Origin of the sequence: Poseidonocella sedimentorum (assembly GCF_900116005.1) — a bacterium.
Taxonomy (GTDB): domain Bacteria; phylum Pseudomonadota; class Alphaproteobacteria; order Rhodobacterales; family Rhodobacteraceae; genus Poseidonocella; species Poseidonocella sedimentorum.
The window spans coordinates 121,962-144,670 of record NZ_FOYI01000006.1 but is presented as its reverse complement, the minus strand read 5'-3'; the positions used below and the strand labels follow the sequence as shown (position 1 = coordinate 144,670).

The following is a 22,709-nucleotide window of genomic DNA, read 5'->3' as shown; positions in this document are numbered from 1 at the left end:
CCCGGAAAATGATCAATCATTTTCCGGCGCCCAGACCACCCCAATGTGAAAGGCAAGACATGTCGGCGCTACATATCAAACAGGGGGCCACGAGCCATTCGGCCTATAATCTGCGGCCCAATTTTTCCGATACGGTCGAGACCCACACGCTGACCGTTCTGGTGGACAACGAACCGGGCGTTCTGGCGCGTGTCATCGGGCTGTTTTCGGGTCGTGGCTATAACATCGAAAGCCTGACAGTGGCCGAGGTCGATCACACCGGCCACCACAGCCGCATCACCATCGTCACCACCGGCACGCCACAGGTGATCGAGCAGATCAAGGCGCAGCTGTCGCGGATTGTCCCGGTGCACCGTGTCAACGATCTGACCGTCGAGGGCCCGTCCGTCGAGCGGGAGTTGGCGCTGCTGAAGGTCGAAGGCAAGGGCGAGCACCGGGTCGAGGCGCTGCGGCTGGCCGATATCTTTCGTGCCAAGGTGGTCGACAGCACGCTCACAAGCTTTGTGTTCGAGATCACCGGTACGCCGGAAAAGATCGATGCTTTTTCCGAGCTGATGCGGCCGCTCGGGCTGGTTGAACTGGCGCGCACGGGCGTCGCGGCTCTGGCACGCAGCGGGGAGTGATCCCCGCGCGGGCTTTGTCTCGAGCTATCTTCTGAACGCAAAAAAGAGCAGGTGATCACTCACCTGCTCTCTTTTCATGGCACACTGACTGGGGGAAAGGTCAGGCTGTACGCGCCATGGGGAGGCCTTGATGGTGCAGTTGGACCACGTTGCCCATCATGGCCTGTTCGATCACAGGATCCATATCTCCATTTGCCTTCAACGCGCCGGAGAGATCCGAATACGCCTCGCTTTCGACGACAGCCACGTCACGGGCCAGGCGCATGCTCTTGCGTTCCGTCAGGCGAAACTGGACCAGATCGCCTTCTTCAAGTTCCGGGGTTTCATCGATCGGCGCACCCTCGTTTGTGAGGTATGCGAGATTTCCATGGTCTTCGCACCAGATGACAGCCTTGCGGTCAGCCCGGTCGCTCCAGATAACAACACCGATCATTTGTAACCCCCAGAAGTGATAACGTAGCAGTTTCGATATCTGTAGTTTTGCCCACAACACATTGTCCGGCCATGTTTATTAGAGCGTCTTGACGTTTTAAATTGTGTCGTCATGTTAGCGACGTGAAGCTAATTCGCATCACGCCCGACGCTAAATGGCGTCAGTTCATGGTAAACGTGTCGATTTTTGACGAAAACCCGCTGAAACGCGGTTAAAAATTGTAAATTGGGGGAGACAGTACGATTCATGCCGGACCGGATGCGACACAGCAAACCGCCAACGCCGACGGAACTGCGCAATATCTTCGGAGAAAATCTGAGGAAACTTGCGACGCGGCATGCCTCCGTCGCGGCGCTTTGCCGCGATCTTGGGATCAATCGGACACAGTTCAACCGCTACCTCGCCGGCGAAAGCTTTCCGCGGCCCGATGTGCTCTATCGGATCTGCGATTTCTTTGAGGTCGACGCGCGCGTGCTGCTGGAGCCGGTCGAGGAGATCGAGGAGAGCGAGGACAACGTCTTCGCCCACCCGGAGATCGCCGAGTTCATTGGACGCAACGCCACACACATCGAAGAGCAGACCTTCCCCGACGGGTTCTATCGCTTCACCCGCCCCAGCTTCGTCGAGACGGGGGCCTATCTGCAGGGGCTGGTCTATGTCTTCCGGCAGGACGGGCTGACCTTCATGCGCGGCTACGAGGCGCGCGAGGCGATCGCGCTGCAGGGGCTGCGCCCGGATGGGGCGACGCGCGAATTCCGCGGCCTGCTGCTGGCACAGAACGACGGCGTGTCGATTCTGCTGTCGCGGCGCAACATCCTCTCGACGACCTTCACCTATCTCAACCGCGTGACCTCCTTCGAGAACAACTTCTGGGTCGGGTACACCACCCGAACCGCGCCCGAGGCGCTCGACAGCCGGCGCGCAGCGCGCGTGGTGTTCGAGCATTTGCCGCGAAAAGCCGAGCAGGTTTTGGCGGCGGCGCGGGCATCGGGGCTGTGCAAGGTCGAGGATCTGGTGCCGTTTCACAAGATGCACCTGCGGGTCGACGCGCCGTTCCAGTAAGCCGCGAAACGGGATGCCGAGCAAACCGGCCCCAGGCATAAAAAAAGAGCCGCCCGGGCGCACCGGGCGGCTCTTTGAGGTCTATCGCTCGCGGGCTTAGCCGACCAGTTCGAGACCGGAGAAGAAATAGGCGATCTCGACGGCCGCTGTGTCGGGCGCATCGGAGCCATGGACCGAGTTCTCACCCACGGATTCGGCGAATTCCGCGCGGATCGTGCCCGGCGCGGCATCGGCGGGGTTGGTTGCGCCCATGACTTCGCGGTTCTTGGCGATCGCGCCTTCCCCTTCGAGCACCTGTACCACAACCGGGCCGGAGGCCATGAAGTCACACAGCTCGCCGTAGAAGGGGCGCTCCTTGTGGACCTCGTAGAAGACGCCCGCCTGCTCGGGGGTCAGCTGGATGCGTTTTTGCGCAATGATGCGCAGGCCCGCGTCCTCGAATTTCGCGTTGATCTTGCCGGTCAGGTTGCGCTTGGTCGCGTCCGGCTTGATGATGCTCAGCGTACGTTCCGTCGCCATGGTATTGCTCCTGTAGTGGCGGGCGGTCTTTCGGCGTCCGCGTGCTTGAAATCGCGGCTCGGATACCATGGGGCCGGGCTGGTGAAAAGCGGTGATTAACATGTCTTGATTGACGGGGCCCGCCGCTTGGGCCACACGGGGCCCACCATGCTAGAGCTTCGAGATATTTCCTTCGCCATGGCGGGCCGCCCCCTTCTGAGCGAGGCCAGCGCCGTGATCCCCGATGGCCACAAAGTCGGCCTCGTCGGGCCCAATGGGGCGGGCAAGACCACGCTCTTCCGGCTTATCCGCGGCGAGCTCGCGCTCGATGACGGGGAGATTCGCCTGCCCTCCGGAGCGCGGATCGGCGGGGTGGCGCAGGAGGTCCCCTCCTCCGAGGTGTCGTTGATCGACACGGTGATGGCGGCCGATACCGAACGCGCCAGCCTGCTGGCCGAATCCGACCGCGCCGAGGGGGCGCGGATCGCCGAGATCCAGACCCGGCTGGCCGATATCGACGCCTGGTCCGCCGAGGCGCGCGCGGCCTCCATCCTCAAGGGGCTCGGCTTTGATGACGCCGATCAGCGCATGCCCTGCTCGGCCTTTTCCGGCGGCTGGCGGATGCGCGTGGCGCTCGCGGCGGTGCTGTTTTCCAAGCCCGACCTGCTGCTCCTCGACGAGCCGACCAACTATCTCGACCTCGAAGGCGCGCTCTGGCTGGAAGCCTATCTCGCGCGCTACCCCCACACCGTTCTGATCATCAGCCACGACCGCGGGCTGCTCAACCGCGCGGTGGGCGGCATCCTGCATATCGAAGAGCGCAAGCTGAACTTCTATCAGGGGAACTACGACCTCTTCGCCAAGGAGCGGGCCGAAAAACGCGCCATCGCCACGGCCACGGCCCGCAAACAGGCGGCGCGCGTGGCGCATCTGCAGAGCTTCGTCGACCGGTTTCGCTACAAGGCGAGCAAGGCCAAACAGGCGCAATCGCGGCTCAAGATGATCGAGAAGATGGACATGGTCACGCCGCCCGAAGAGGCCGCGCGGCACGTCTTCACCTTCCCCCAGCCCGATGAGCTCAACCCGCCGATCATCCGCATCGAGGGCGGCGCTGTGGGCTATGACGGGCGTGCGGTGCTGCAGCGGCTGGACCTGCGGATCGATCAGGATGACCGGATCGCGCTGCTGGGCAAGAACGGCCAGGGCAAATCGACGCTGGCCAAGCTCCTGTCGGACCGGCTTGCGCTGATGGAGGGGCAGATGTCGCGCGCGAGCAAGCTCCGCATCGGCTTCTTTGCCCAGCATCAGGTCGATGAGCTGCACGTCGATGAGACCCCGATCGACCACCTCCGCCGCCATTTCCCCGACGACGCGCCCGCGCGGTTGCGCGCCCGGCTCGCGGGCTTCGGGCTTCAGGCGGCGCAGGCCGAGACGGAGGTCGGGCGGCTCTCGGGCGGGCAGAAAGCGCGGCTCTCGCTGCTGTTGGCCACGCTCGACGCGCCGCATCTGCTGATCCTCGACGAACCCACCAACCACCTCGACATCGAGAGCCGCGAGGCGCTGGTCGAGGCGCTCACCGCCTATTCCGGCGCGGTGATTCTCGTGAGCCACGACATGCACCTGCTGAGCCTCGTGGCCGACCGGCTCTGGCTCGTGAAGGACGGCCGCGTCGCGCCCTATGACGAGGATCTCGAGGCCTACCGGAAGATGCTGCTCACGCCAGACAAGCCCGCGCGCCCCGAAAAACCCAAGGTCGAGAAACCCAAACCCTCGCGCGATGCGGTCAAGGCGCTCCGGCAGGACGTGCGCCGCTGTGAGGAGCGGGTCGAGAAGCTCAACGTGATGCGCGACCGGCTCGCCGCCAAGCTCGCCAATCCGGCGCTCTACGAGGGCGAGAAGATCGGCGAGATGGCGGTCTGGCAAAAGAAATACGCCGAGGTCATGGACGGGCTCGCGCGGGCCGAGGCACTGTGGATGAGCGCTTTGGAGAAGCTGGAGGCGGCGGAGACATGATGGACCTGGCCTTTTTCATCGGCGCCTTCGCAACGCTGTTCGTAGTGATCGATCCCGTGGGCCTCGCCCCGGTCTTCGTCGCCCTCACCCGAGACACCGACGCCGCCCACCGCCGCCGCGTGGCGCTGCGCGCCTGCGCGGTGGCGGCGGTCGTGCTTTCGGCCTTCGCGCTGGCGGGCGAGGCGATCCTCGAATTCATCGGCATCTCGATGCCCGCCTTCCAGATCGCCGGCGGAATCCTGCTGTTCATTACCGCGCTCGACATGCTCTTCGAGCGGCGCACCAAGCGGCGCGAGGACCGCGCGGATGATGACGATTTCCCCGACCCGTCGGTCTTCCCGCTGGCCATCCCGCTCATCGCCGGGCCCGGCGCCATCGCCTCGATCATCCTGCTCGCGGGTCAGACCGACGGCGCGCTCAACTTCATTCTGGTGTTGCTGGTCATGCTTGCGGTGATCGGCCTCGCGCTGGCCTTTTTCATCGCGGCAGGGCTGTTGGAACGGCTTCTGGGCCATGTGGGGATCACCGTGATCACCCGCGTGCTGGGGATGCTGCTGGCCGCGCTTTCGGTCCAGTTCGTGCTCGACGGGCTCGCCGGCGTCGGGCTCATGGGGTGACAGGGGCGCCTTGCGTGCCTATCTGACGGAGTGTCCCCAGTCAGGAGCCCGCTTCCGCCCGTGTCGCCCGATCAAACCGCCAATTTCATCTACCTGAGCCTGCTGCTGATCGTGATCGGCGGCTCCTACCTCGTCGCCAGCCGCCGCAACCTGGGGCGCCTGTTGCAACAGGCGGTGGTCTGGGGGCTGATCTTCATGGGCGGGCTCGCGGTGTTCGGTCTGTGGGATGACATCCGCGGCGCGGTGGTACCGGTGCAGCGGACCATCGCCAGCAACGTGATCGAGGTGCCCCGCGCCGCGGACAGCCATTTTTACCTCACGCTGGAGGTGGACGGCACGCCGATCCGCTTCGTGGTCGACACCGGCGCGACCGAGATCGTCCTGAGCCAGCGGGACGCGGAGCGGGCGGGGATCGATACAGAAACGCTCGCCTATCTCGGCCGCGCGAGTACCGCCAACGGCATGGTGCGCACCGCGCGGGTCACATTGGATGAGCTGACCCTCGGGCCGGTGACGGACCGCCGCGTTCCGGTCTGGGTCAACGAAGGCGCGATGGAGGGATCGCTGCTGGGCATGAGCTATCTCAACCGGTTCGCCAGCGTGGAGCTCACCCAAGGAAAGCTGGTGCTGACGCGCTAGTGAGATCATGGCGCGGGGCGACCAGCCCCGAGCCGCGCCCGTCCCTGCCCCCGGGAGGGCGCAGCGTCAGGAGCCGCACCGACCCAAGTCCGACGCTTTGAAGACAACACACAGACCACACGCCGATCACAGCGCCACCCAGGCGAGGGCGCGGCTCTTGGCACCGGCTTGAACCAAGGCGATCCTCAGCCCCCAGACTCCGCCTTCTTCTCCCAGCGGCCACTTTCCTCGGACCAGTAAACCGCCGCGCAGCCCGCATCGACCAGCGTCTTCCACTGGCCCCGCGCCCGGTTCAGCGCCGCGTCATCATGCCCGTCAAAGAGAATGAAGGTCCGCTCCGCGCCGGCGATCTCGGCCACGTCCGGCGCCGCCCCGTCGATCAGCATCCAACAGGCCGGATCGTTCCCCGCCGCCCCGGTGGTGAGCAAGACCGGCTGCTGCGCGTCATATTCGCCCCCCGCGAGCCCATGCGGCAGGAACCCGTCTTCCGGCCCGCGCCAGAGCTGTTCGTCGAGCCCGCGCAACCGCGCCTCATCGCCCCCGCGTACCGCCACCCGCCAGCCCGCGCCCAGGGCGCGCTCCAGAAGCTGCGATACGGCCCGCTCCAGCGGGCTCCGCGTCAGGTGATAGAAATAGACCGCGCCCACCGCGCTCAGCTCTCGTAGTGATCGGCCACCAACCGGTTGAGCGCCAGAACCCCCCAGCCCGTGGCCCCCTTGGGCGCAAGCGCCGTGTCGGTCTTGACCGAGGCCACCCCGGCGATGTCGAGATGGATCCAGGGCGTGCCATCCTTGATGAACCGCTGGAGGAACTGCGCCGCGGTGATCGAGCCCGCCGCGCGGCCGCCCACGTTCTTCATATCGGCGATGCGGCTCTTGAGCAGATCGTCGTAGCACTTGCCCAGCGGCAGGCGCCACGCCCCCTCGCCCTCGGACTGCGCCGCCTTGAGGAAGCGCCCGGCAAAGCCGTCATCGTTGGAAAAGACACCGGCGTTGTCATGGCCGAGCCCGATGATGATCGCCCCGGTGAGCGTCGCGAGATCGACAATCGCATCGGGCTGGAACGTCTCCTGCGCGTACCAGAGCACATCGCACAGCACGAGCCGCCCCTCGGCATCGGTGTTGATGACCTCGATCGTGTCGCCTTTCATCGAGGTGACCACATCGCCCGGCCGCGTCGCGCGATCGGAGGGCATGTTTTCCACCAGCCCCACGAGGCCGATGACATTCGCCCGCGCCTTGCGCAGCGCCAGCGCGCGCATCACGCCCGAAACCACGCCCGCGCCGCCCATGTCCATGGTCATGTCTTCCATGCCGGCGGCGGGTTTGAGACTGATCCCGCCGGTGTCGAAGACAACGCCCTTGCCGACCAGCGCCAGCGGCGCCGCGCCGGCCTCGCCGCCCATCCATTTCATCACCACCATCTTCGACGGGCTCGCGCTGCCATGCCCGACCGACAGGAGCGACCCCATGCCGAGCTTTTCCATGTCGGCCTCTTCGAGCACCTCGACCTCGAGCCCCAGCTCTTTCATCGCCACGAGCCGCTCGGCGAACTCGGTCGTGGTGAGCACGTTGGCCGGCTCGTTGACCAGATCGCGGGTGAAGAACATCGCCTCGGCCAGCGCCAGAGAGGTGGCCGAGGCCGCCTCGAGCTCCTCATGCCTGGAGGCCATCACGGTCACACCGCCCTGCGCCTCCGCATCGGCCGTCTTGTGCGCGCGGAATTCATAGGCCCGCGCCGCGAGGCCGAGCACCACATCGGCCCCGCGCTGCACGGTGCCGAGCGCCAGCCGCAGCGGCGATGCGCCCTTGGCCTTCGCCAGATTGGCCCCCGCCTTGCGCGCCACATCCTGCGGCGCGCGGCGTTCGAGCTTGACCACATCCACCGCTTCGGCCGCCATGCCCGAGGGCCAGGCCAGCGTGATGACATCGCCCGGCGCGGCCTTCTCGAACCGCGCGCTTTCCGACAGGCGCAGCACCGCGCCCTTGGTCAGCCGGTTCACCCGCCGCCCGACCGTATCGAGCTTGCCCGGCGCCTCGACGAAAACCGCGATGCGCCCTTCGGCCTCTGCGACGCCCTCCAGTGTCGTCTCCTCGAAGCTGAAGCTCAACAGGTCAGTCATGGGTCGTATCCTTTCCCCGGCGGGTCATCTGCGTTTCTTCGCCCAGAGGTAGACCGCCGCGCGGAGAATGACCAGAATGCAGTTTTCCCCCGCCGCGCTTTCCACTAACGTCCCGCCGCAGGACGAAACCCGCGAAAGGCGAAGGGCGGCGTGAGCAGAACCGACAAATACCTGTTGTCTCAGCTGCTGGTGCTGTTTGGATTCTTCGCGCTCGTGCTGGTGGCGATCTACTGGATCAACCGCGCGGTGAAGCTCTTCGACCAGCTCATCGGCGACGGGCAGTCGGCGGCAGTCTTCATCGAATTCTCGCTGCTCTCGGTGCCGGCGGTGATCGCCCAGATCCTGCCGCTCGCGGCGTTCGCGGCGACGGTCTATGTCATCAACCGGCTGTCTTCGGAATCCGAGCTCACGATCCTTCAGGCCACCGGTAGCTCACCGGCGCGCCTTGCCCGCCCGGTGGTGGCCTTCGGGCTTCTGGTCGCGCTGATGATGTCGAGCCTGACCCATTTCCTCGTGCCGCTGAGCGCCGCGCGCCTCGCCGAGCGCGAGGCCGAGATCGCCCAGAACATCACCGCCAAGCTGCTCACCGAAGGCACCTTCCTGCACCCCGCGCGCGGCATCACCTTCTACATCCGCGAGATCACCCCCGAAAGCATCCTGCGCGATGTGTTTCTTTCCGACCGGCGCGATCCGGATCAGAACGTGATCTATTCGGCGACCGAGGCCTATCTGGTGAAGGCCGACGGCGGCAGCAAGCTGGTGATGGTCGAGGGGATCGCCCAGCGTCTCGACCGCGACGGACTGCGCCTTTCGACCACGAATTTCGAAGACCTGACCTATGACATCAGCGGGCTCATGGGCGATGCCGCCCCCGCCCGGCTCCGGTTCGACTACCTGACAACGCCGCAGTTGCTGCAGGATCCGGCCAGTGCGGTGACGCTCGCGCGCAGCACCGAGGGGCGCTTTTCCGAAACGCTCCACACCCGGTTCCACCAACCCGCGCTCTGCCTCGTGGCCGCGCTCATCGGCTTCGCCACGCTCATGGCCGGCGGGTTCACGCGCTTCGGGCTCGGGGTCTGGATCGTCCTGTCGATCTTCTTTCTCATCGTGGTGATGATGGTGCAAAGCGCCGTGACTGACCCGGTGCGCGAAAACGCCGCGCTCTGGCCGCTGACCTACCTGCCCGCGCTGTGCGGTCTCGGAATCGCACTCACGCTGCTCGGCATCGCGCAGTCGGGCGGCATCCACCGCCGTGCGCGCGCGGCCGCCCTGCCCGCCGCCCCCGCGGAGACGCGCGCATGATCCTGCACCGTTATTTCGCCCGCAAGTTCCTGCTGACCTTCCTCGCGGTCTTTGCCATTTTCGCGGCCTTCCTCGCCCTGCTCGACCTCGTCGAACAAATCCGCCGCTTCGACAGCGACGAGGTCGGCTTCCGCCAGGCCCTCGGGCTGACCGCGCTCAAGATACCCGAGACGCTCTATGAATTCCTGCCGCTGATCATGATCCTGTCGGGGCTCTCGCTCTTTCTGGGCGTCGCGCGCTCCTCGGAGCTTGTTGTGACCCGCGCGGCGGGCCGCTCGGCGATGCGCGCGCTCATCGCGCCCTTCCTCGTGGCGCTGGTGATCGGCGGGGTCGCCATCGCCGTGGTCAACCCACTGATCGCCGCCACGATCAAGCGCTACGACGTGCTGAGCGCCCAGTATCGCGACGGAATCGAGAGCGTCTTTTCCATCAGCCGCGAAGGCGTCTGGCTCCGGCAGGGCTCGGCCGAAGGACAGACCGTGATCCGCGCCAATTCGGCGAATGCCGACGGAACCCAGCTCTTCGGCGTCTCCTTCGTCGCCTTCGATCCCGGCGGCACGCCGGTGCGCCGGATCGAGGCCGGACAGGCCAGCCTCTCCGATGGCTACTGGCTCCTCGACGACGCGAAATCCTGGCCCCTCGCGGCGGGCAGCAACGCCGAAGTCAACGCCGAGCGGAGCGCCGAGATCCGCGTGGCCTCCACGCTCACCCGCGAGCGCATCGCCGCCTCGGTCGGCAGCCCCGCGACGATCCCCTTCTGGGACCTGCGCGCCTATATCCGCCAGCTCGACGCCGCCGGCTTCTCCACCCGGCGCCACAATGTCTGGTTCCAGACCGAGCTCGCGCGCCCGCTTTTCCTCGCCTCGATGGTGCTCATCGCCGCCGCCTTCACCATGCGCCACACGCGCTTCGGCAGCACCGGGCTCATGGTCCTGCTCGCGGTGCTCCTGGCCTTCACGTTCTATTTCATCCGCAATTTCGCGCTCATCCTCGGGGAAAACGGCCAGATTCCGGTCCTGCTGGCCGCCTGGGCCCCGCCCCTCGCGGCGATCTTCCTCTCGCTCGGGCTGATCCTGCATCTGGAGGACGGATGATGCGGCCGATCCATCTTGGCTGGTTGCTGCTTCTGCCCCTGCTCGCCACGGCGCTCTGGCCCGCCGCGCTTCAGGCCCAGAGCCCCGGGACGGCTGTGCTCGTGGCCGACCGGGTTTTCGTTGACGCGGGCGAGCGACTGGTGGCCGAGGGCAATGTCGAGGCGTTCCACGAGGGCACGCGCCTCCGCGCCGAGCGGATCATCTACGACCAGACCACCGAGCGCCTCGAGATCACAGGGCCGATGCGCATCGACGATGCAAGCGGCGCGACCCTGCTGGCCGACAGCGCCACGATGGACCCCGATTTCCGCGACGGGCTGATGCGCGGCGCGCGGCTGGTGCTGGACCAGCAGCTCCAGCTCGCCGCCGTCGAACTCAACCGCGTGGACGGGCGCTACACCCAGCTCAGCAAGGTGACGGCCTCGTCCTGCCGCATCTGCGCCGGGGCCGGGCCGCCGATCTGGGAAATCCGCGCCACGCGCGTGATCCACGATCAGACCGAGCGCCAGATCTTCTTCGACAACGCCCGCCTGCGGCTGCTCGGCGTGCCCATCGTCTGGCTGCCGCGCCTGCGCCTGCCGGACCCGACGCTCACCCGCGCATCGGGCTTCCTGGTCCCGTCGATCCGCTCCAGCTCGACCATAGGCACCGGGCTGCGCCTGCCCTATTTCTTCCGGCTGGGGGACCATGCCGACCTGACGCTCACGCCGTTCCTCACCCATGAGACGCGCACGCTCGAATGGCGCTTCCGGCAGGCGTTCGTCCATGGCGACATCACTCTGGAGGGCGCGGTGTCGCGCGATGACATCCAGCCGGGCAAGCCGCGCGCCTACCTCTTCGGCGAGGGGCAGTTCGACCTGCCACGCGACTTCACGCTGAGCTTCGACATGGAGACCACGACCGACGACACCTACCTGCTCGACCACGGCTATTCCTCCCGCGACCGGCTCGACAGCTCGCTCACGCTCACCCGCACGCGCAACCTCGATCACGTCGACGCGACGTTGATCCACTACCAGACCCTGCGCGATGACGAGGCCAACGCGACCCAGCCCACCATGGTCGGGGATCTGCTCTATGACCGGCTCTTCTACCCGGACCGCATCGGCGGGCAGGCGCGGCTCCAGCTCGGGCTGCACAGCCATTACCGCTATTCGGACGAGGACATCATCGGCCGCGACGTGAGCCGGGCCAATGCCGAGCTTGGCTGGCAAAGGCGCTGGACGGGCCCGGCCGGGCTGCGCTTCGGCCTCACCGGCCAGCTCAACATCGACCTCTTCTCCATCACCGAGGACAGCAGCAGCGACGACCGCGCCAACACCACCCAGCCCGCGCTGGCGGCCGAGCTGCGCTGGCCGCTGGTGGCGCGTGGGGGCGACGGGGTGGTGCATTTCCTCGAGCCCTTCGCCAATCTGGTCTGGTCCGAAACGCTGGGCAGCCGCCTGCCGAACGAGGAGAGCACGCGCGCCGAATTCGACGAGGGCAACCTGCTGAGCTTCAGCCGCTTTCCCGCTCCCGATCGCCGCGATCAGGGGCTGCGCGGAGCGGCGGGCCTGAGCTGGCAACGGCTGTCGACCGAAACCGGCACGACCAGCAAGCTCAGCCTCGGTCGGCTCTACCGCGAAAGCGCCGATGATCGGTATTCCGACAGCTCGGGGCTCAGCGGAATCGCCTCCGACTGGCTCGTCTCGGCCCAGCTCGAAACCGCCGAGGGCCTCTCGGTGGCGAGCCGCGCCGTCTTCGACAACGCCTTCGATTTCGCCAAGGCCGAAACCCGCATCGCCCATGTGTCAGAGCGCTACAGCCTCGCCGCGACCCACGTGCTCCTGCCCCGCGACGCGGATGAAGACCGCGACGAGACCATCTCCGAACTTTCGCTCACCAGCGCCTGGTCGCTCGGGCGGCACTGGACCGCGGAACTCGATTGGCGCTATGACGTCTCCAGCGAACGCACCGCGCGCGCGAGTGGCGGTCTGACCTATGAAAACGAGTGCATTGCCATGACCCTCTCGACCTCGCGCCGCTACACCTCGACCGACACGCTCGATCCCTCGACCGAGTTCGATTTCCTGATCGAACTGCGGGGCTTCGGCGGCCGCACGAGCAACCGCAACCATCTGCGCAGCTGCTCGAACTGATGAAAGACCAAGGAGGCCTTATGCGCCGGTTTTCCCCTCTCGCCGCGATCCTCGCCCTGCCGCTCTGTCTCGGCCTCGGGCTGCTGTCCGCCCTGCCGGCCAGCCTCTCCGCCCAGGCGCTGTTTTCCCCGGTGATCCGCGTCAACGATCAGGTCATCACGGCCTATGAGTTGCGCCAACGCGAGCGGCTGCTGCAGGCGCTGCGCAATCCCGGCGATCTGGGCGCGCTCGCCCGCGAGGGGCTGATCGAGGATCGGCTCCGGCGCGAGGCCGCGCGCGCCGCCGGGCTTGCCTTGACGGACGAACAGATCCGCGAGGGCATGACCGAGTTTGCCGGCCGCGCCAATCTGAGCCTCGAGCAGTTCCTTCAGGTGCTGGCCTCGCAAGGCGTTGACGCCGCGACCCTGCGCGATTTCGTCGAAGCGGGGATGGGCTGGCGCGAGCTGGTGCGGGCACGGTTTTCCGCCCGCGCGCAAGTGAGCGAGGACGAGATCGACCGCGCGCTCGCCGGCGGCAGCGGCGATGCCTCGGGCGTCCGGGTGCTGCTCTCCGAGATCATCCTGCCCGCCCCCCCGGGCGAAGCCGCCGCGGCCCAGGCGACCGCCGAGCGGATCAGCCGCCTGACCTCGATCGGCGCCTTCGCCGCCGAGGCCCGCGCGCTCTCCTACGCGCCGACCCGTGATCAGGGCGGGCGGATCAACTGGATGCCGCTGAGCCAGCTTCCCCCGGCGCTGCGCGGCATCGTGCTCGGCCTCACACCCGGCGAGGTGAGCGATCCGCTGCCGCTGGAAAACGCCATCGCGCTGTTCCAGCTCCGCGCCATCGAAGAGACGGGCGCGCCGGAGCAGAGCTTTGCCGCGATCGACTATGCGAGCTTCTACCTTGCCGGGGGCCGCAGCGAAGAGACCCTGGCTCAGGCCGCGCGCATCGCCGCGCGGGCCGACAGTTGCGACGATCTCTACGGCGCGGCCAAGGGCCTGCCGGAAGAGCAGCTGGAGCGCAGCGTGCTGCCGCCCGATCAGGTCCCCCAGGACGTGGCCATCGAGCTGGCCAAGCTCGATCCGGGCGAAACCTCGACCATGCTCACGCGCAACGAGGGGCAAACGCTGGTCCTGCTGATGCTCTGCGGGCGCACGGCCGAGGCCGCCGAGGGCGCGGATCGCGGTACGGTGGCAACCCAGCTGCGCAACGCCAAGCTCGCCGCCTTTGCCGACAGCTACATGGCCGAGCTCAAGGCCGACGCGCTCATCGTCGAGGAATGAGCACCGCGGCGCCCCGCCCTCCCGTCATCGTGACCTGCGGCGAGCCTGCGGGCGTCGGGCCCGAGCTTGCCCCGCGCGCGCGGGCACAGCTCGGGGCGGAGGTCCCTTTCGTCTGGCTCGGCGATCCGGCGCATCTGCCCAAGGGCACCGCGCTGCGCGAGATCGCCGCCCCCGAGGACGCGCAGGGGATCGCGCCGGGCATCCTGCCCGTCCTGCCTCATGCCTTTCCCGCCCCCGCCACACCGGGCACACCGACGCCCGAAAACGCCCAGAGCGTCATCGACGTCATCGCCCGCGCGGTCGATCTGGTGCGCTCCGGCGCGGCCTCGGCGCTCTGCACGGCGCCGATCAACAAGAAGGCGCTGCAGGACGGCGCGGGTTTCGCCTACCCGGGGCATACCGAGTTTCTCGCCGCTCTCGCTGGCGTTCCCCGCGTCGTGATGATGCTGGCCTGCGACGCGCTGCGCGTGGTGCCCACGACGATCCACATCCCGCTGCGCGACGTGCCCTCGGCCCTGACCGCCGAGCTGCTGGAGCAGACGATCCGCATCACCCACGCCGCCCTCCAGCGCGATTTCGGCATCCCCGCACCGCGCCTTGCCGTGGCCGGGCTCAACCCCCACGCGGGCGAAGGCGGCGCGATGGGGCGCGAAGAGATCGAGCGGATCACGCCGGTGCTCGATGCGCTCCGCGCCGAGGGGATGACCCTCGCCGGGCCGCTCTCGGCCGACACGATGTTCCACGCCGAAGCCCTGCCCCGCTATGACGCGGCGATCGCGATGTATCACGATCAGGCGCTCATTCCGATCAAGACTCTCGATTTCGCCCAAGGGGTCAACGTCACGCTCGGCCTGCCCTTCGTGCGCACCTCGCCCGATCACGGGACCGCCTTCGACATCGCGGGCCGCGGCATCGCCGATCCGCGCTCGACGATCGCCGCCCTGCGGCTCGCCGCGCGCATGGCAGAGGCCCGCGCATGAGCGGAATAGATGCCCTCCCCCCCCTGCGCGACGTGATCACCACCCACGGACTTTCGGCCAAGAAATCGCTGGGCCAGAACTTTTTGCTCGATCTCAACCTCACGGCCAAGATCGCGCGACAGGCGGGCGATCTGAGCGGCTCGGACGTGCTCGAAGTGGGCCCCGGCCCGGGCGGATTGACGCGCGGGCTGCTGGCCGAAGGCGCGCGCAAGGTGCTGGCCGTCGAGAAGGACGCCCGCTGCCTGCCCGCCCTCGCCGAGATCGCCGCGGCCTATCCCGGGCGGCTGGAGGTGATCAACGCCGATGCGCTCAGCCTCGATCCGCTCGCGCATCTCACCCCGCCGATCCGCATCGTCGCCAACCTGCCCTACAACGTGGGGACGGAGCTGCTGGTGCGCTGGCTCACGCCGCCCGAATGGCCGCCCGTCTGGTCAAGCCTGACGCTCATGTTCCAGCGGGAGGTGGCTGAGAGGATCGTGGCCCGGCCGGGCAGCAAGGCCTACGGCCGCCTCGCGATCCTCGCGCAATGGCGGTGCGAGGCGCGGATCGTCATGCAACTCCCGCCCGAAGCTTTCACCCCGCCGCCCAAGGTCAGCTCGTCGGTGGTCCACCTGACCGCGCTGGAAACTCCGAAGTTCGAGGCGGATCAGAAGGTTCTGGAACGGGTGGTCGCGGCCGCCTTCAACCAGCGTCGCAAGATGCTCCGCGCCGCGCTCAAAGGGCTTGCGCCGGACATCGAAGACCGGCTGCTTGCAGCGGGCCTCAAACCCACCGCACGGGCCGAAGAGATCCCGCTCGAAGGGTTCTGTGCATTGGCCCGGGAATTGAAACGCAGCTGACACCCGGGATTGCCGAGGCCCATTCGCCCGAGGCTCAAATCCAACACCGGCGCGCGACGTTCAGCGTGACACCCGCCCGCGAAGGACCTGCCCGTCTGGTGGACCCAGCCTCGACTACAGCCTGAGTTTACCGACGGCGCATACGCATCGATACGCCGAACACGCCGATCGAAAGCAGCATGAACGGCATGGTGGCCGGCAATGGCACGGGGGTCACGCCAAACCGGATCGGATCATCCGGGTAGCCACAGCCACGCGGCGCGGTCTCACCAGGCGGAATGCAGATAAAGGACTGTTCTTCCGTGACCTGATGGAGGTTTGACGACGTCGAGCCAGGTGGAAGAGTGGAGAATTGAAGAGGGCTCCCCGAGATATTTTTGAACACCGCGCCGAACATGTTGACCGACGGTGTTTCGCCAATGATGCCATCGGGCTCGGCGGACCAGGTCACAGTCACTCGACCCGCCTCAACGATCGGCGTCTCCACGAGCAGATCCGGGTTCGGCCCTTGATTTGTGAGTAGAACAGGATCAGCGGTAAAGCCGGACCCTTGCACCGGGTCGACGGCAACGGGCCCGCTGTCACTGGAGGACATATCAGAGAATGGGCCAAACCAAACCAATCCCTCGAACTCCAACAACTCTTCGGGATACGCGAAGACGCTCGTTCCACTCAAAAATGTTGCGGGATCAGGATCGGCTACGACGATAACGCCCGACAGGAAACCTATGATCCTGCGATTCCAGAGGCTTCTTTGATCATTTACCCCCGATTCAGTCGCACCGGCGGCCCCGACGACGACGGATGATATAGCAACGCCGGCGGTGATGGGGGTAACTGTGACGGCATGCGCGCGCTCTACGCCAACGATGCTTGCGGATATGGCGATAGCTGCTGCGGTAATCTTTGCAATTCCTGGCAACATATCTAGTTCCTCTCGGACACTATAAGGCTAATCCATAGCCTAAAAACGCCCAAAAACCAAGAACTCTGAATGTGTCTAAGCTCGTCGCAAGCCAGTGGCGCGCGTCTTCACATCAAGGAAAGAACGGTTCCCCGCAGTATCCTGATCAATCGGAAGACCCAGTATCAACGCTGCGGGCATAGAGAGTATGACCGCACCAAAACGTCCAGCTGCGAGCCTCGGAGCGTTTCGTCATTCAACCGCGTTGGCGGGCGCATTGGGCCGTTTCAGATAGAAACGGCGGCTGACGCGTCGCGCAGGATACAGCATCATTGCCCTGAGAAGACCGGGCAATAGGCCTATCACGGCTCAAAGGCGCGAGATCGATCAGCAAGCGAGCGGCTGACCGACACGCTACCGAGAGATTTACTCAGCCGCGTCGGGCGTCTTGGCTTCCGCTGACGGCTCCGCTTTGGCGGGCTTTTCCGCCTTGGGCTCTGCCGGCGTCTCCGCTGGAGTCTCCGCCTTCGCCTCTGTGGGCTGCGATTCCGGCTTGGGCTTGCGCGCGCGCGGCTTGCGGGCCCGCGGTTTGGCCGCCTCCGGCGTCTCCACCAGCCCGCTGTCGCCGTCGCTATCGCCGGTGTCGATCACATCGGGCTGCGGCGCGGTGGCCGGATCGGGCGCGGAGGTGTTGTCGCGGTCCTGCCGCCCGGAGCGCTCGCGGTCGCGTTCGGCTTGCCGCTCGCGGTTGTGGCGCTCCTGCTCCTCGCGGCGGGTGTCCTGCTCGCGGGTCGCTTCGGCCAGCATCCGCAGATAATGCTCCGCGTGCTGCTGAAAGTTCTCGGCGGCAACGCGGTCATTGGACAGCTGGGCATCCCGCGCGAGCTGGTTGTACTTTTCGATGATTTGCTGCGGCGTACCGCGCACCTTCCCTTCCGGGCCGGAGCTGTCAAACACACGGTTGACGATATTGCCCATGGACCGGTTGCGGTTCTTATTCCGCGAACGTGATTTCGAAGATCTCATTAGTTACTGATCTAGCCTGTGTTTTGTCCTGGTCCCGTTCCGCGCCCCGTGCGTGGAAGCTCATATAAGAACCATCATGTTCGGCTTAGGGTTGCACCGGGCCTTTCAGGCCCTGTCTCATGTGCAGACGTCTTTTCTAACCATGACTTGCCCCCCGTGACAAGGCCAATGTGCGATTCATTGCGCCAATTGCGCGCCGATCACCACCCTGTCGCGCCCATCGAGATCCCGGAGCACCTCAACCCGCGCGAAGCCGGCCTGAACGAATATCTCGCGGACGGGTGCGCCCTGGGTCGGGCCGATCTCCACAAGAAGCCGCCCGCCCGGCGCCAGATGCCCCCCCACGCCCGCGGCAATCGCGCGATAGGCGCTCAGCCCGTCGGCCCCGTCGGTCAGCGCAAGGTGTGGCTCGTGATCGCGCACATCGGGCTCCAGCCCGGCCATTTCGGCCTCGGCGATATAGGGCGGGTTCGCCACGATGAGATCAAACCGCCCAGTGACGGCCCCGAACCAGTCCGACAGCAGGATCTCCGCCCGGTCGGCGACCTCGTGCCGCACCGCGTTGGTCGCAGCGACAAGGCAGGCCGCTTCGGAGATATCGACCCCCACGCCCACCGCGCCCGCGCGCTCGGCCAGCAGCGTCACGAGGATGCAGCCCGACCCGGTCCCCAGATCGAGCACCTCGGCGAAAGGCTCGGCGAGGGCCGCCTCCACAAGGATTTCCGTCTCGGGACGCGGGTCAAGCACATGACGCGAGACGGTGAATTGCCGGCCGTAGAACGCCCGCTCGCCCACCAGATGCGACACCGGCACGCGGGCCTCGCGCCGCATCACCAGCGTTTCGAAATTGCGGGCGATGTCGGGGGCGAGGTCCTCGGGCGCAATCAGCGTCACCCTGCTCGCCTCAATCCGGGCGGCATGGGCCAGAAGCCGGCGCGCATCGCGGGCCGGATCGGCGACACCGGCCGCGCGCAGACGGGCCACCGCCTCGGCCAGCGCCTTGCCCGCGGTCATTGCCCCATCTCGGCCAAGAGCCGCGCCTGATGGTCGGCGATGAGCGCGTCGATCGCCTCGTCCAGATCGCCCTGCATCACCTGATCGAGCTTGTAGAGCGTGAGGTTGATGCGGTGGTCGGTCATGCGCCCTTGCGGGAAATTATAGGTCCGGATGCGCTCGGACCGGTCGCCACTGCCGACCTGCGCCTTGCGGTTCGCGCTGCGCGCATCCGCGGCCCGCTGCCGCTCCAGATCGAACAGTCGCGTCTTGAGCACCTGCATCGCGATCTCGCGGTTCCGGTGCTGCGATTTCTCCGAGGAGGTGACGACGATCCCGCTCGGGATATGGGTGATCCGCACCGCGCTGTCGGTGGTGTTGACGTGTTGCCCGCCCGCGCCGGACGCGCGCATCGTGTCGATGCGGATCTCCTGCGGATCGATGTGGATATCGACATCCTCGGCCTCCGGCAGCACTGCCACCGTCGCCGCCGAGGTGTGGATCCGCCCGCCGCTCTCGGTCTCCGGCACGCGCTGCACCCGGTGCACGCCGCTTTCGAACTTGAGCCGGGCAAAGACGTTCTCGCCGGCGATCCGCGCGACAACCTCCTTGATCCCGCCAAGCTCGGTCACCTGCTCTTCGAGCAGCTCCACCTTCCAGCCGCGCGCCTCGGCGTAGCGCTGGTACATGCGCAGCAGATCGGACGCGAAGAGCGCGGCCTCGTCGCCCCCGGTCCCGGGCCGGATCTCGAGGATCGCGGGCCGGGCATCCGCCGCATCGCGCGGCAGGAGCGACAGTTGCAAGGCGTGCTCCGCCTCCGGCAATCGCGCCCGCAGGCCGGGCAATTCCTCGCGCGCAAGCTCGCCCATGTCGGGATCATCGAGCAGGGCGTCGGCCTCGGCGATATCGCGGACAAGGCGCCGGTACTCGGCGATCTGTTCGACCACGGGGCGCAATTCGGCATACTCGCGCGAAAGCTGCGCGAAATCCGCGCCGCCGCCCTCGGCCAGTTGCGCTTCGAGAAACTCGAACCGCCCGACAATCTGATCCAATCTCTCTGCGGGAACCATGCGCCCGTCCTTCGCTCAAGCGCCGCGCGCGGTCAAGCCGTTTGGCTCAACCCTCAAGCGCGGCGAGCCAACCCTCGACCCGCTTGCGATTGACGCCCATGTCCGAGCTGCCGAACCGGAGCCGGGCGAGGATCGCGATCCGGTCCGGCGCGACGCGCGCGATGGTGGTGTAATCGGGAAAGCCCCAAAGGCGTGAGCGGGTGAGAAAGGTCACGCGCGCGCCTTCGGCCGATCCGGCGAGCCGCTCGGTCCGGGGCGTTGCCTCGATGATGGCGATAAGCCGCGCGAAGGTCTCCTCGCCGCCCGCGATATTGCGCGTCACGCCGCCGGCCATGTCCGCGTCCGGGCCGAACTCGGCGCCCGCGTGCCAGCGCGCCGGTTCAGAGGGCGAGAGCCGCACCAGCGCGGCCACAACGCCGATCACGGCGATCAGCGCGATGATCATGATCAGGGTTGCACTCATCCGTCTGGCCATTCCTCTACCAGTGATTGCCCGGGCCGCGCGGGGCGGCGACATGCGCAATTCATCAAATGAAAACGGGGGCCCGAAAAGCCCCCGATCTCGGTTTCCATCGCAAAAGGCGCGATCACTCCTCGTCGAGCGCTTCCACGGCTTTCTGAAGATCGTCCTTGGACATTTCCGTCTCGGTGACGGTGGCCTGATCGATCACGTGATCGACAACCTTGTCCTCGAAAATCGGCGCGCGGAGCTGTTGCTGCATCTGCTGGTTCTGTTGCACGAACTCGAAGAACTGCCGCTCCTGGCCCGGGTACTGACGCGCCTGGTTCATGATCGCCTGGGTCATCTCGGCGTCGGTCACGGTGATCTCCGCCTTCTGGCCCATCTCGGCCAGCAACAGGCCAAGGCGCACGCGGCGCTCGGCAAGCTTGCTGTGCTCCTCGGTGGTCTCGATCTCGGGGTGATCGTGGCCCTGAACGTCGGGGTTTTCCTCGTGCCAGAGCTGATGCGCGATCTGCTTGGCTTCGGCCTCCACGAGGCTCGGCGGCAGATCGAACTGGACGAGCTCGTCGAGCTTGTCGAGCAGCGCGCGTTTGACCACGGCGCGGGCGGCCTGAGCGTATTCGGCCTCGAGCCGCTCGGCGATCTGGGCTTTGAGCGCGGCGAGATCTTCGGCACCAAACTTCTTGGCAAGCTCGTCATCGACCTCGGCGGCCACCGGTTCCTTGACCTCTTTCACGGTGCAGTCGAAGACCGCCGCTTTCCCGGCCAGGTTCGGGGCCTGATACTCCTCGGGGAAGCTCACTTCCACGGCTTTCTCTTCCCCGGCCTTGACGCCGACGAGCTGCTCTTCGAAGCCCGGGATGAAGGAGTTGGAGCCGAGCACGAGCGGGTAATCTTCCGCCGAGCCGCCTTCGAAAGCCTCGCCATCGACCTTGCCGACGAAGTCGATCACGACCTGATCGCCGTCCTTGGCCTTGGAGCCCTTGCGGCGGGCTTTGAAGTCCTGCGCTGTTTCGGCGAGATTGGCCAGCGCCTCGTCCACGGCCGCGTCATCGGCCTTGACGACGGGGCGGTCGAGCGAGATCTGGCTGAGGTCAACCTCGGGGATTTCCGGCAGCGCCTCGTAGGACATCGCGACTTGCACGTCGTCGCCCTCTTTCCAGTCCTCGTTGGTCATCTTGACCTCGGGCTGGAGGGCCGGGCGCTCGCCGCTGTCCTCGAAATGCTTGCTCATCGCGCCGTCGATGGTTTCCTGCATCGCTTCGCCAAGCAGGCGCTCGCCAAACTGTTTCTTGAGCAGCGGAAGCGGGACCTTGCCCTTGCGGAAGCCCTTCATCTCGATTTCGGGCTGGGCCTCGACGAGTTTCTCCGTCACCTTGGCATCCAGCTCGTCCGCCGTCACGACAATATCGTAGGCGCGTTTCAGACCTTCGTTCAGGGTCTCGGTGACTTGCATCGTGTCACATCCTCACAGTGTTTCTCGCGGGGTTTTCGCGGGTTCGTGCCCCGCTCTCTCGCGTGGCTTTTCGGAATCCGGGCCCTTCTAGTGATCTCCCCTGCCCTGCGCAAGGCTGCATTCGCAGCAATCGGGCGAAAGACCGTTGGGGCTAAGGGCCCCAGAGCCCCGCGCAGACGTAAAACGGGCCGCCCTAAGAGGACGGCCCGGCAGCAGTGATCCGGCAGTGGTCTGGTCGTGATCCGGCATCCCCCGCTCAGGCGTGGGACGGGCGGCGGTCGATCACTCGGCCTTCATCGCCTCGACGGAGATCTGGATCTCGACCTCGTCGCTGATGAAGGGCGCGAAGCCGCCCACGCCGAAATCGGAGCGCAGCACGGTCGTCGTTGCAGAGAACCCGGCCCAGGGTTTCTTGGCCATCGGGTGCTCGCCCGCCTGGTTCAGCGTGGCGGCGAGCGTGACGGGTTTGGTGATGCCGTTGATGGTCAGATCGCCGGTGATGTCGGCGGTGGTCTCGCCGGTCACTTCGATGCCGGTGGAGGTGAAGCTCACCATCTCGTCATCAGTCGCGTCGAAAAAGTCGCCCGACATCAGGTGCTCGAACCGCGCTTCCCAGCCGGTCAGCATCGATTTCACCGGGAAGGAGACGGTCACGGAGGAGTTTTCCGGGCTCTCCTGGTCAAAGCTGATGTCGCCTTCAAAGCCCGAGAACATGCCCCAGGAGGTCGAATAGCCGAGGTGGTTGTAGCTGAAGACGATCTGGCTGTGGCTTGCGTCGAGCACATAGGCTTCCGGCTCGGCAACGGCGGGGCTGGCGAAGGGCAGAGCGGCAAGGGTTGCCGCGGCGAGGAACTTTTTCATTCGGTAAACTCCAATGGATGTGTGTCTTGCGGCAACACATGGGCTGATTTCGCGCGCGCAGCAATTCCCAGAATGATCACAGGGTCTGTGCATTTTCCAACAGACATCTGTGCGTTTGCTCCGGGAGCGCAGGGCGGCGCGGACCTCGCTTGCGCGCAAAAATCCCCCTCGCATCCCGGCTTTGGCTTTGCTATTGAGCCTCGCGATGCGGGTGTGGCGAAATTGGTAGACGCACCAGATTTAGGTTCTGGCGCCGCAAGGCGTGGGGGTTCAAGTCCCTCCACCCGCACCATCTCTCCCCTGCCAGAACGTCC

General features: G+C 66.3%; 22 protein-coding genes and 1 tRNA gene. 12 read left to right on the top strand and 11 right to left on the bottom strand.

The window, feature by feature from the left end; all coding sequences use genetic code 11:
- Nucleotides 1-59: 59 nt before the first annotated feature.
- Nucleotides 60-623, top strand: a complete 564-nt coding sequence (ilvN, locus tag BM353_RS10330) for an acetolactate synthase small subunit (RefSeq protein WP_092080373.1) — start codon at nt 60-62, stop codon at nt 621-623.
- Between the two features lie 100 nt (nt 624-723).
- Here the strand turns inward: ilvN and BM353_RS10325 are convergent, their stop codons facing one another.
- Entirely contained in the window at nt 724-1,056 is a 333-nt protein-coding gene (locus BM353_RS10325) for a hypothetical protein (RefSeq protein ID WP_092080370.1), read from the bottom strand.
- A gap of 258 nt (nt 1,057-1,314) precedes the next feature.
- Between BM353_RS10325 and BM353_RS10320 the strand changes: the two genes are divergently transcribed.
- On the top strand, nt 1,315-2,118 hold the full coding sequence (locus BM353_RS10320) for a helix-turn-helix domain-containing protein (RefSeq protein ID WP_092080636.1): 804 nt from the start codon (nt 1,315-1,317) through the stop codon (nt 2,116-2,118).
- Nucleotides 2,119-2,214: 96 nt separating this feature from the next.
- Here the strand turns inward: BM353_RS10320 and ndk are convergent, their stop codons facing one another.
- Nucleotides 2,215-2,637 carry a nucleoside-diphosphate kinase gene (gene ndk, locus BM353_RS10315; protein WP_092080368.1) on the bottom strand — a complete coding sequence of 141 codons (423 nt, stop codon included), beginning with the start codon at nt 2,635-2,637 and terminating at the stop codon, nt 2,215-2,217.
- 147 nt (nt 2,638-2,784) lie between these two features.
- Here ndk and BM353_RS10310 point away from each other — a divergent pair, with 147 nt between their 5' ends.
- From BM353_RS10310 to BM353_RS10300, 3 genes are read left to right on the top strand one after another with little or no spacing between them, the layout of a single operon-like run.
- A complete protein-coding gene (locus BM353_RS10310; RefSeq protein WP_092080365.1) occupies nt 2,785-4,629 on the top strand; it encodes an ABC-F family ATP-binding cassette domain-containing protein in 1,845 nt (614 codons plus the stop codon).
- Nucleotides 4,626-5,246 carry a MarC family protein gene (locus tag BM353_RS10305; protein WP_092080362.1) on the top strand — a complete coding sequence of 207 codons (621 nt, stop codon included), beginning with the start codon at nt 4,626-4,628 and terminating at the stop codon, nt 5,244-5,246. The genes BM353_RS10310 and BM353_RS10305 overlap by 4 nt, the downstream gene beginning before the upstream one ends.
- A 60-nt stretch (nt 5,247-5,306) precedes the next feature.
- Nucleotides 5,307-5,885 (top strand): retropepsin-like aspartic protease family protein, encoded by a 579-nt coding sequence (locus BM353_RS10300; RefSeq protein ID WP_092080359.1) that lies wholly within the window; start codon nt 5,307-5,309, stop codon nt 5,883-5,885.
- A 185-nt stretch (nt 5,886-6,070) separates the two neighbouring features.
- Here BM353_RS10300 and BM353_RS10295 read toward each other — a convergent pair whose 3' ends face one another.
- Nucleotides 6,071-6,532: a DNA polymerase III subunit chi gene (locus BM353_RS10295; protein WP_092080356.1), complete on the bottom strand. Its 462-nt coding sequence runs from the start codon at nt 6,530-6,532 to the stop codon at nt 6,071-6,073.
- Between the two features lie 5 nt (nt 6,533-6,537).
- On the bottom strand, nt 6,538-8,007 hold the full coding sequence (locus BM353_RS10290; protein WP_092080353.1) for a leucyl aminopeptidase: 1,470 nt from the start codon (nt 8,005-8,007) through the stop codon (nt 6,538-6,540).
- A gap of 150 nt (nt 8,008-8,157) precedes the next feature.
- Between BM353_RS10290 and lptF the strand changes: the two genes are divergently transcribed.
- The 6 genes from lptF to rsmA are packed head-to-tail and all read left to right on the top strand — an operon-like array spanning nt 8,158 to nt 15,622.
- Nucleotides 8,158-9,309, top strand: coding sequence for an LPS export ABC transporter permease LptF (gene lptF / locus BM353_RS10285; protein ID WP_092080350.1), 1,152 nt, complete (start codon nt 8,158-8,160; stop codon nt 9,307-9,309).
- A complete protein-coding gene (lptG, locus tag BM353_RS10280) occupies nt 9,306-10,403 on the top strand; it encodes an LPS export ABC transporter permease LptG (protein WP_092080346.1) in 1,098 nt (365 codons plus the stop codon). The genes lptF and lptG overlap by 4 nt, the downstream gene beginning before the upstream one ends.
- Complete coding sequence (locus BM353_RS10275) at nt 10,400-12,541, top strand: LPS-assembly protein LptD (RefSeq protein WP_245759621.1); 2,142 nt, start codon at nt 10,400-10,402, stop codon at nt 12,539-12,541. Before lptG ends, BM353_RS10275 begins: the two co-directional genes overlap by 4 nt.
- A gap of 20 nt (nt 12,542-12,561) precedes the next feature.
- Complete coding sequence (locus BM353_RS10270; protein WP_092080343.1) at nt 12,562-13,803, top strand: peptidylprolyl isomerase; 1,242 nt, start codon at nt 12,562-12,564, stop codon at nt 13,801-13,803.
- Nucleotides 13,800-14,783 carry a 4-hydroxythreonine-4-phosphate dehydrogenase PdxA gene (gene pdxA / locus BM353_RS10265; protein ID WP_092080340.1) on the top strand — a complete coding sequence of 328 codons (984 nt, stop codon included), beginning with the start codon at nt 13,800-13,802 and terminating at the stop codon, nt 14,781-14,783. The genes BM353_RS10270 and pdxA overlap by 4 nt, the downstream gene beginning before the upstream one ends.
- Entirely contained in the window at nt 14,780-15,622 is an 843-nt protein-coding gene (gene rsmA, locus BM353_RS10260; protein ID WP_092080337.1) for a 16S rRNA (adenine(1518)-N(6)/adenine(1519)-N(6))-dimethyltransferase RsmA, read from the top strand. Before pdxA ends, rsmA begins: the two co-directional genes overlap by 4 nt.
- Nucleotides 15,623-15,749: 127 nt before the next feature.
- On the opposite strand, the gene BM353_RS10255 is transcribed toward rsmA, so the two are convergent.
- The 7 genes from BM353_RS10255 to BM353_RS10225 form a co-directional block, all read right to left on the bottom strand.
- On the bottom strand, nt 15,750-16,547 hold the full coding sequence (locus tag BM353_RS10255; protein ID WP_092080334.1) for a PEP-CTERM sorting domain-containing protein: 798 nt from the start codon (nt 16,545-16,547) through the stop codon (nt 15,750-15,752).
- A gap of 405 nt (nt 16,548-16,952) precedes the next feature.
- Nucleotides 16,953-17,552 carry a DUF4167 domain-containing protein gene (locus tag BM353_RS10250; protein ID WP_092080331.1) on the bottom strand — a complete coding sequence of 200 codons (600 nt, stop codon included), beginning with the start codon at nt 17,550-17,552 and terminating at the stop codon, nt 16,953-16,955.
- A gap of 177 nt (nt 17,553-17,729) precedes the next feature.
- A complete protein-coding gene (prmC, locus tag BM353_RS10245; protein ID WP_092080328.1) occupies nt 17,730-18,566 on the bottom strand; it encodes a peptide chain release factor N(5)-glutamine methyltransferase in 837 nt (278 codons plus the stop codon).
- Complete coding sequence (prfA, locus tag BM353_RS10240) at nt 18,563-19,615, bottom strand: peptide chain release factor 1 (protein ID WP_092080325.1); 1,053 nt, start codon at nt 19,613-19,615, stop codon at nt 18,563-18,565. The genes prmC and prfA overlap by 4 nt, the downstream gene beginning before the upstream one ends.
- Nucleotides 19,616-19,661: 46 nt before the next feature.
- Nucleotides 19,662-20,078 (bottom strand): DUF1499 domain-containing protein, encoded by a 417-nt coding sequence (locus tag BM353_RS10235; RefSeq protein WP_092080321.1) that lies wholly within the window; start codon nt 20,076-20,078, stop codon nt 19,662-19,664.
- Between the two features lie 124 nt (nt 20,079-20,202).
- Complete coding sequence (tig, locus tag BM353_RS10230; protein ID WP_092080318.1) at nt 20,203-21,534, bottom strand: trigger factor; 1,332 nt, start codon at nt 21,532-21,534, stop codon at nt 20,203-20,205.
- Nucleotides 21,535-21,816: 282 nt separating this feature from the next.
- A complete protein-coding gene (locus BM353_RS10225) occupies nt 21,817-22,395 on the bottom strand; it encodes a YceI family protein (RefSeq protein WP_092080314.1) in 579 nt (192 codons plus the stop codon).
- Nucleotides 22,396-22,602: 207 nt separating this feature from the next.
- On the opposite strand from BM353_RS10225, the gene BM353_RS10220 reads away from it, so the two are divergent.
- Nucleotides 22,603-22,687: transfer RNA gene (locus BM353_RS10220), tRNA-Leu, on the top strand.
- Nucleotides 22,688-22,709: the final 22 nt, after the last annotated feature.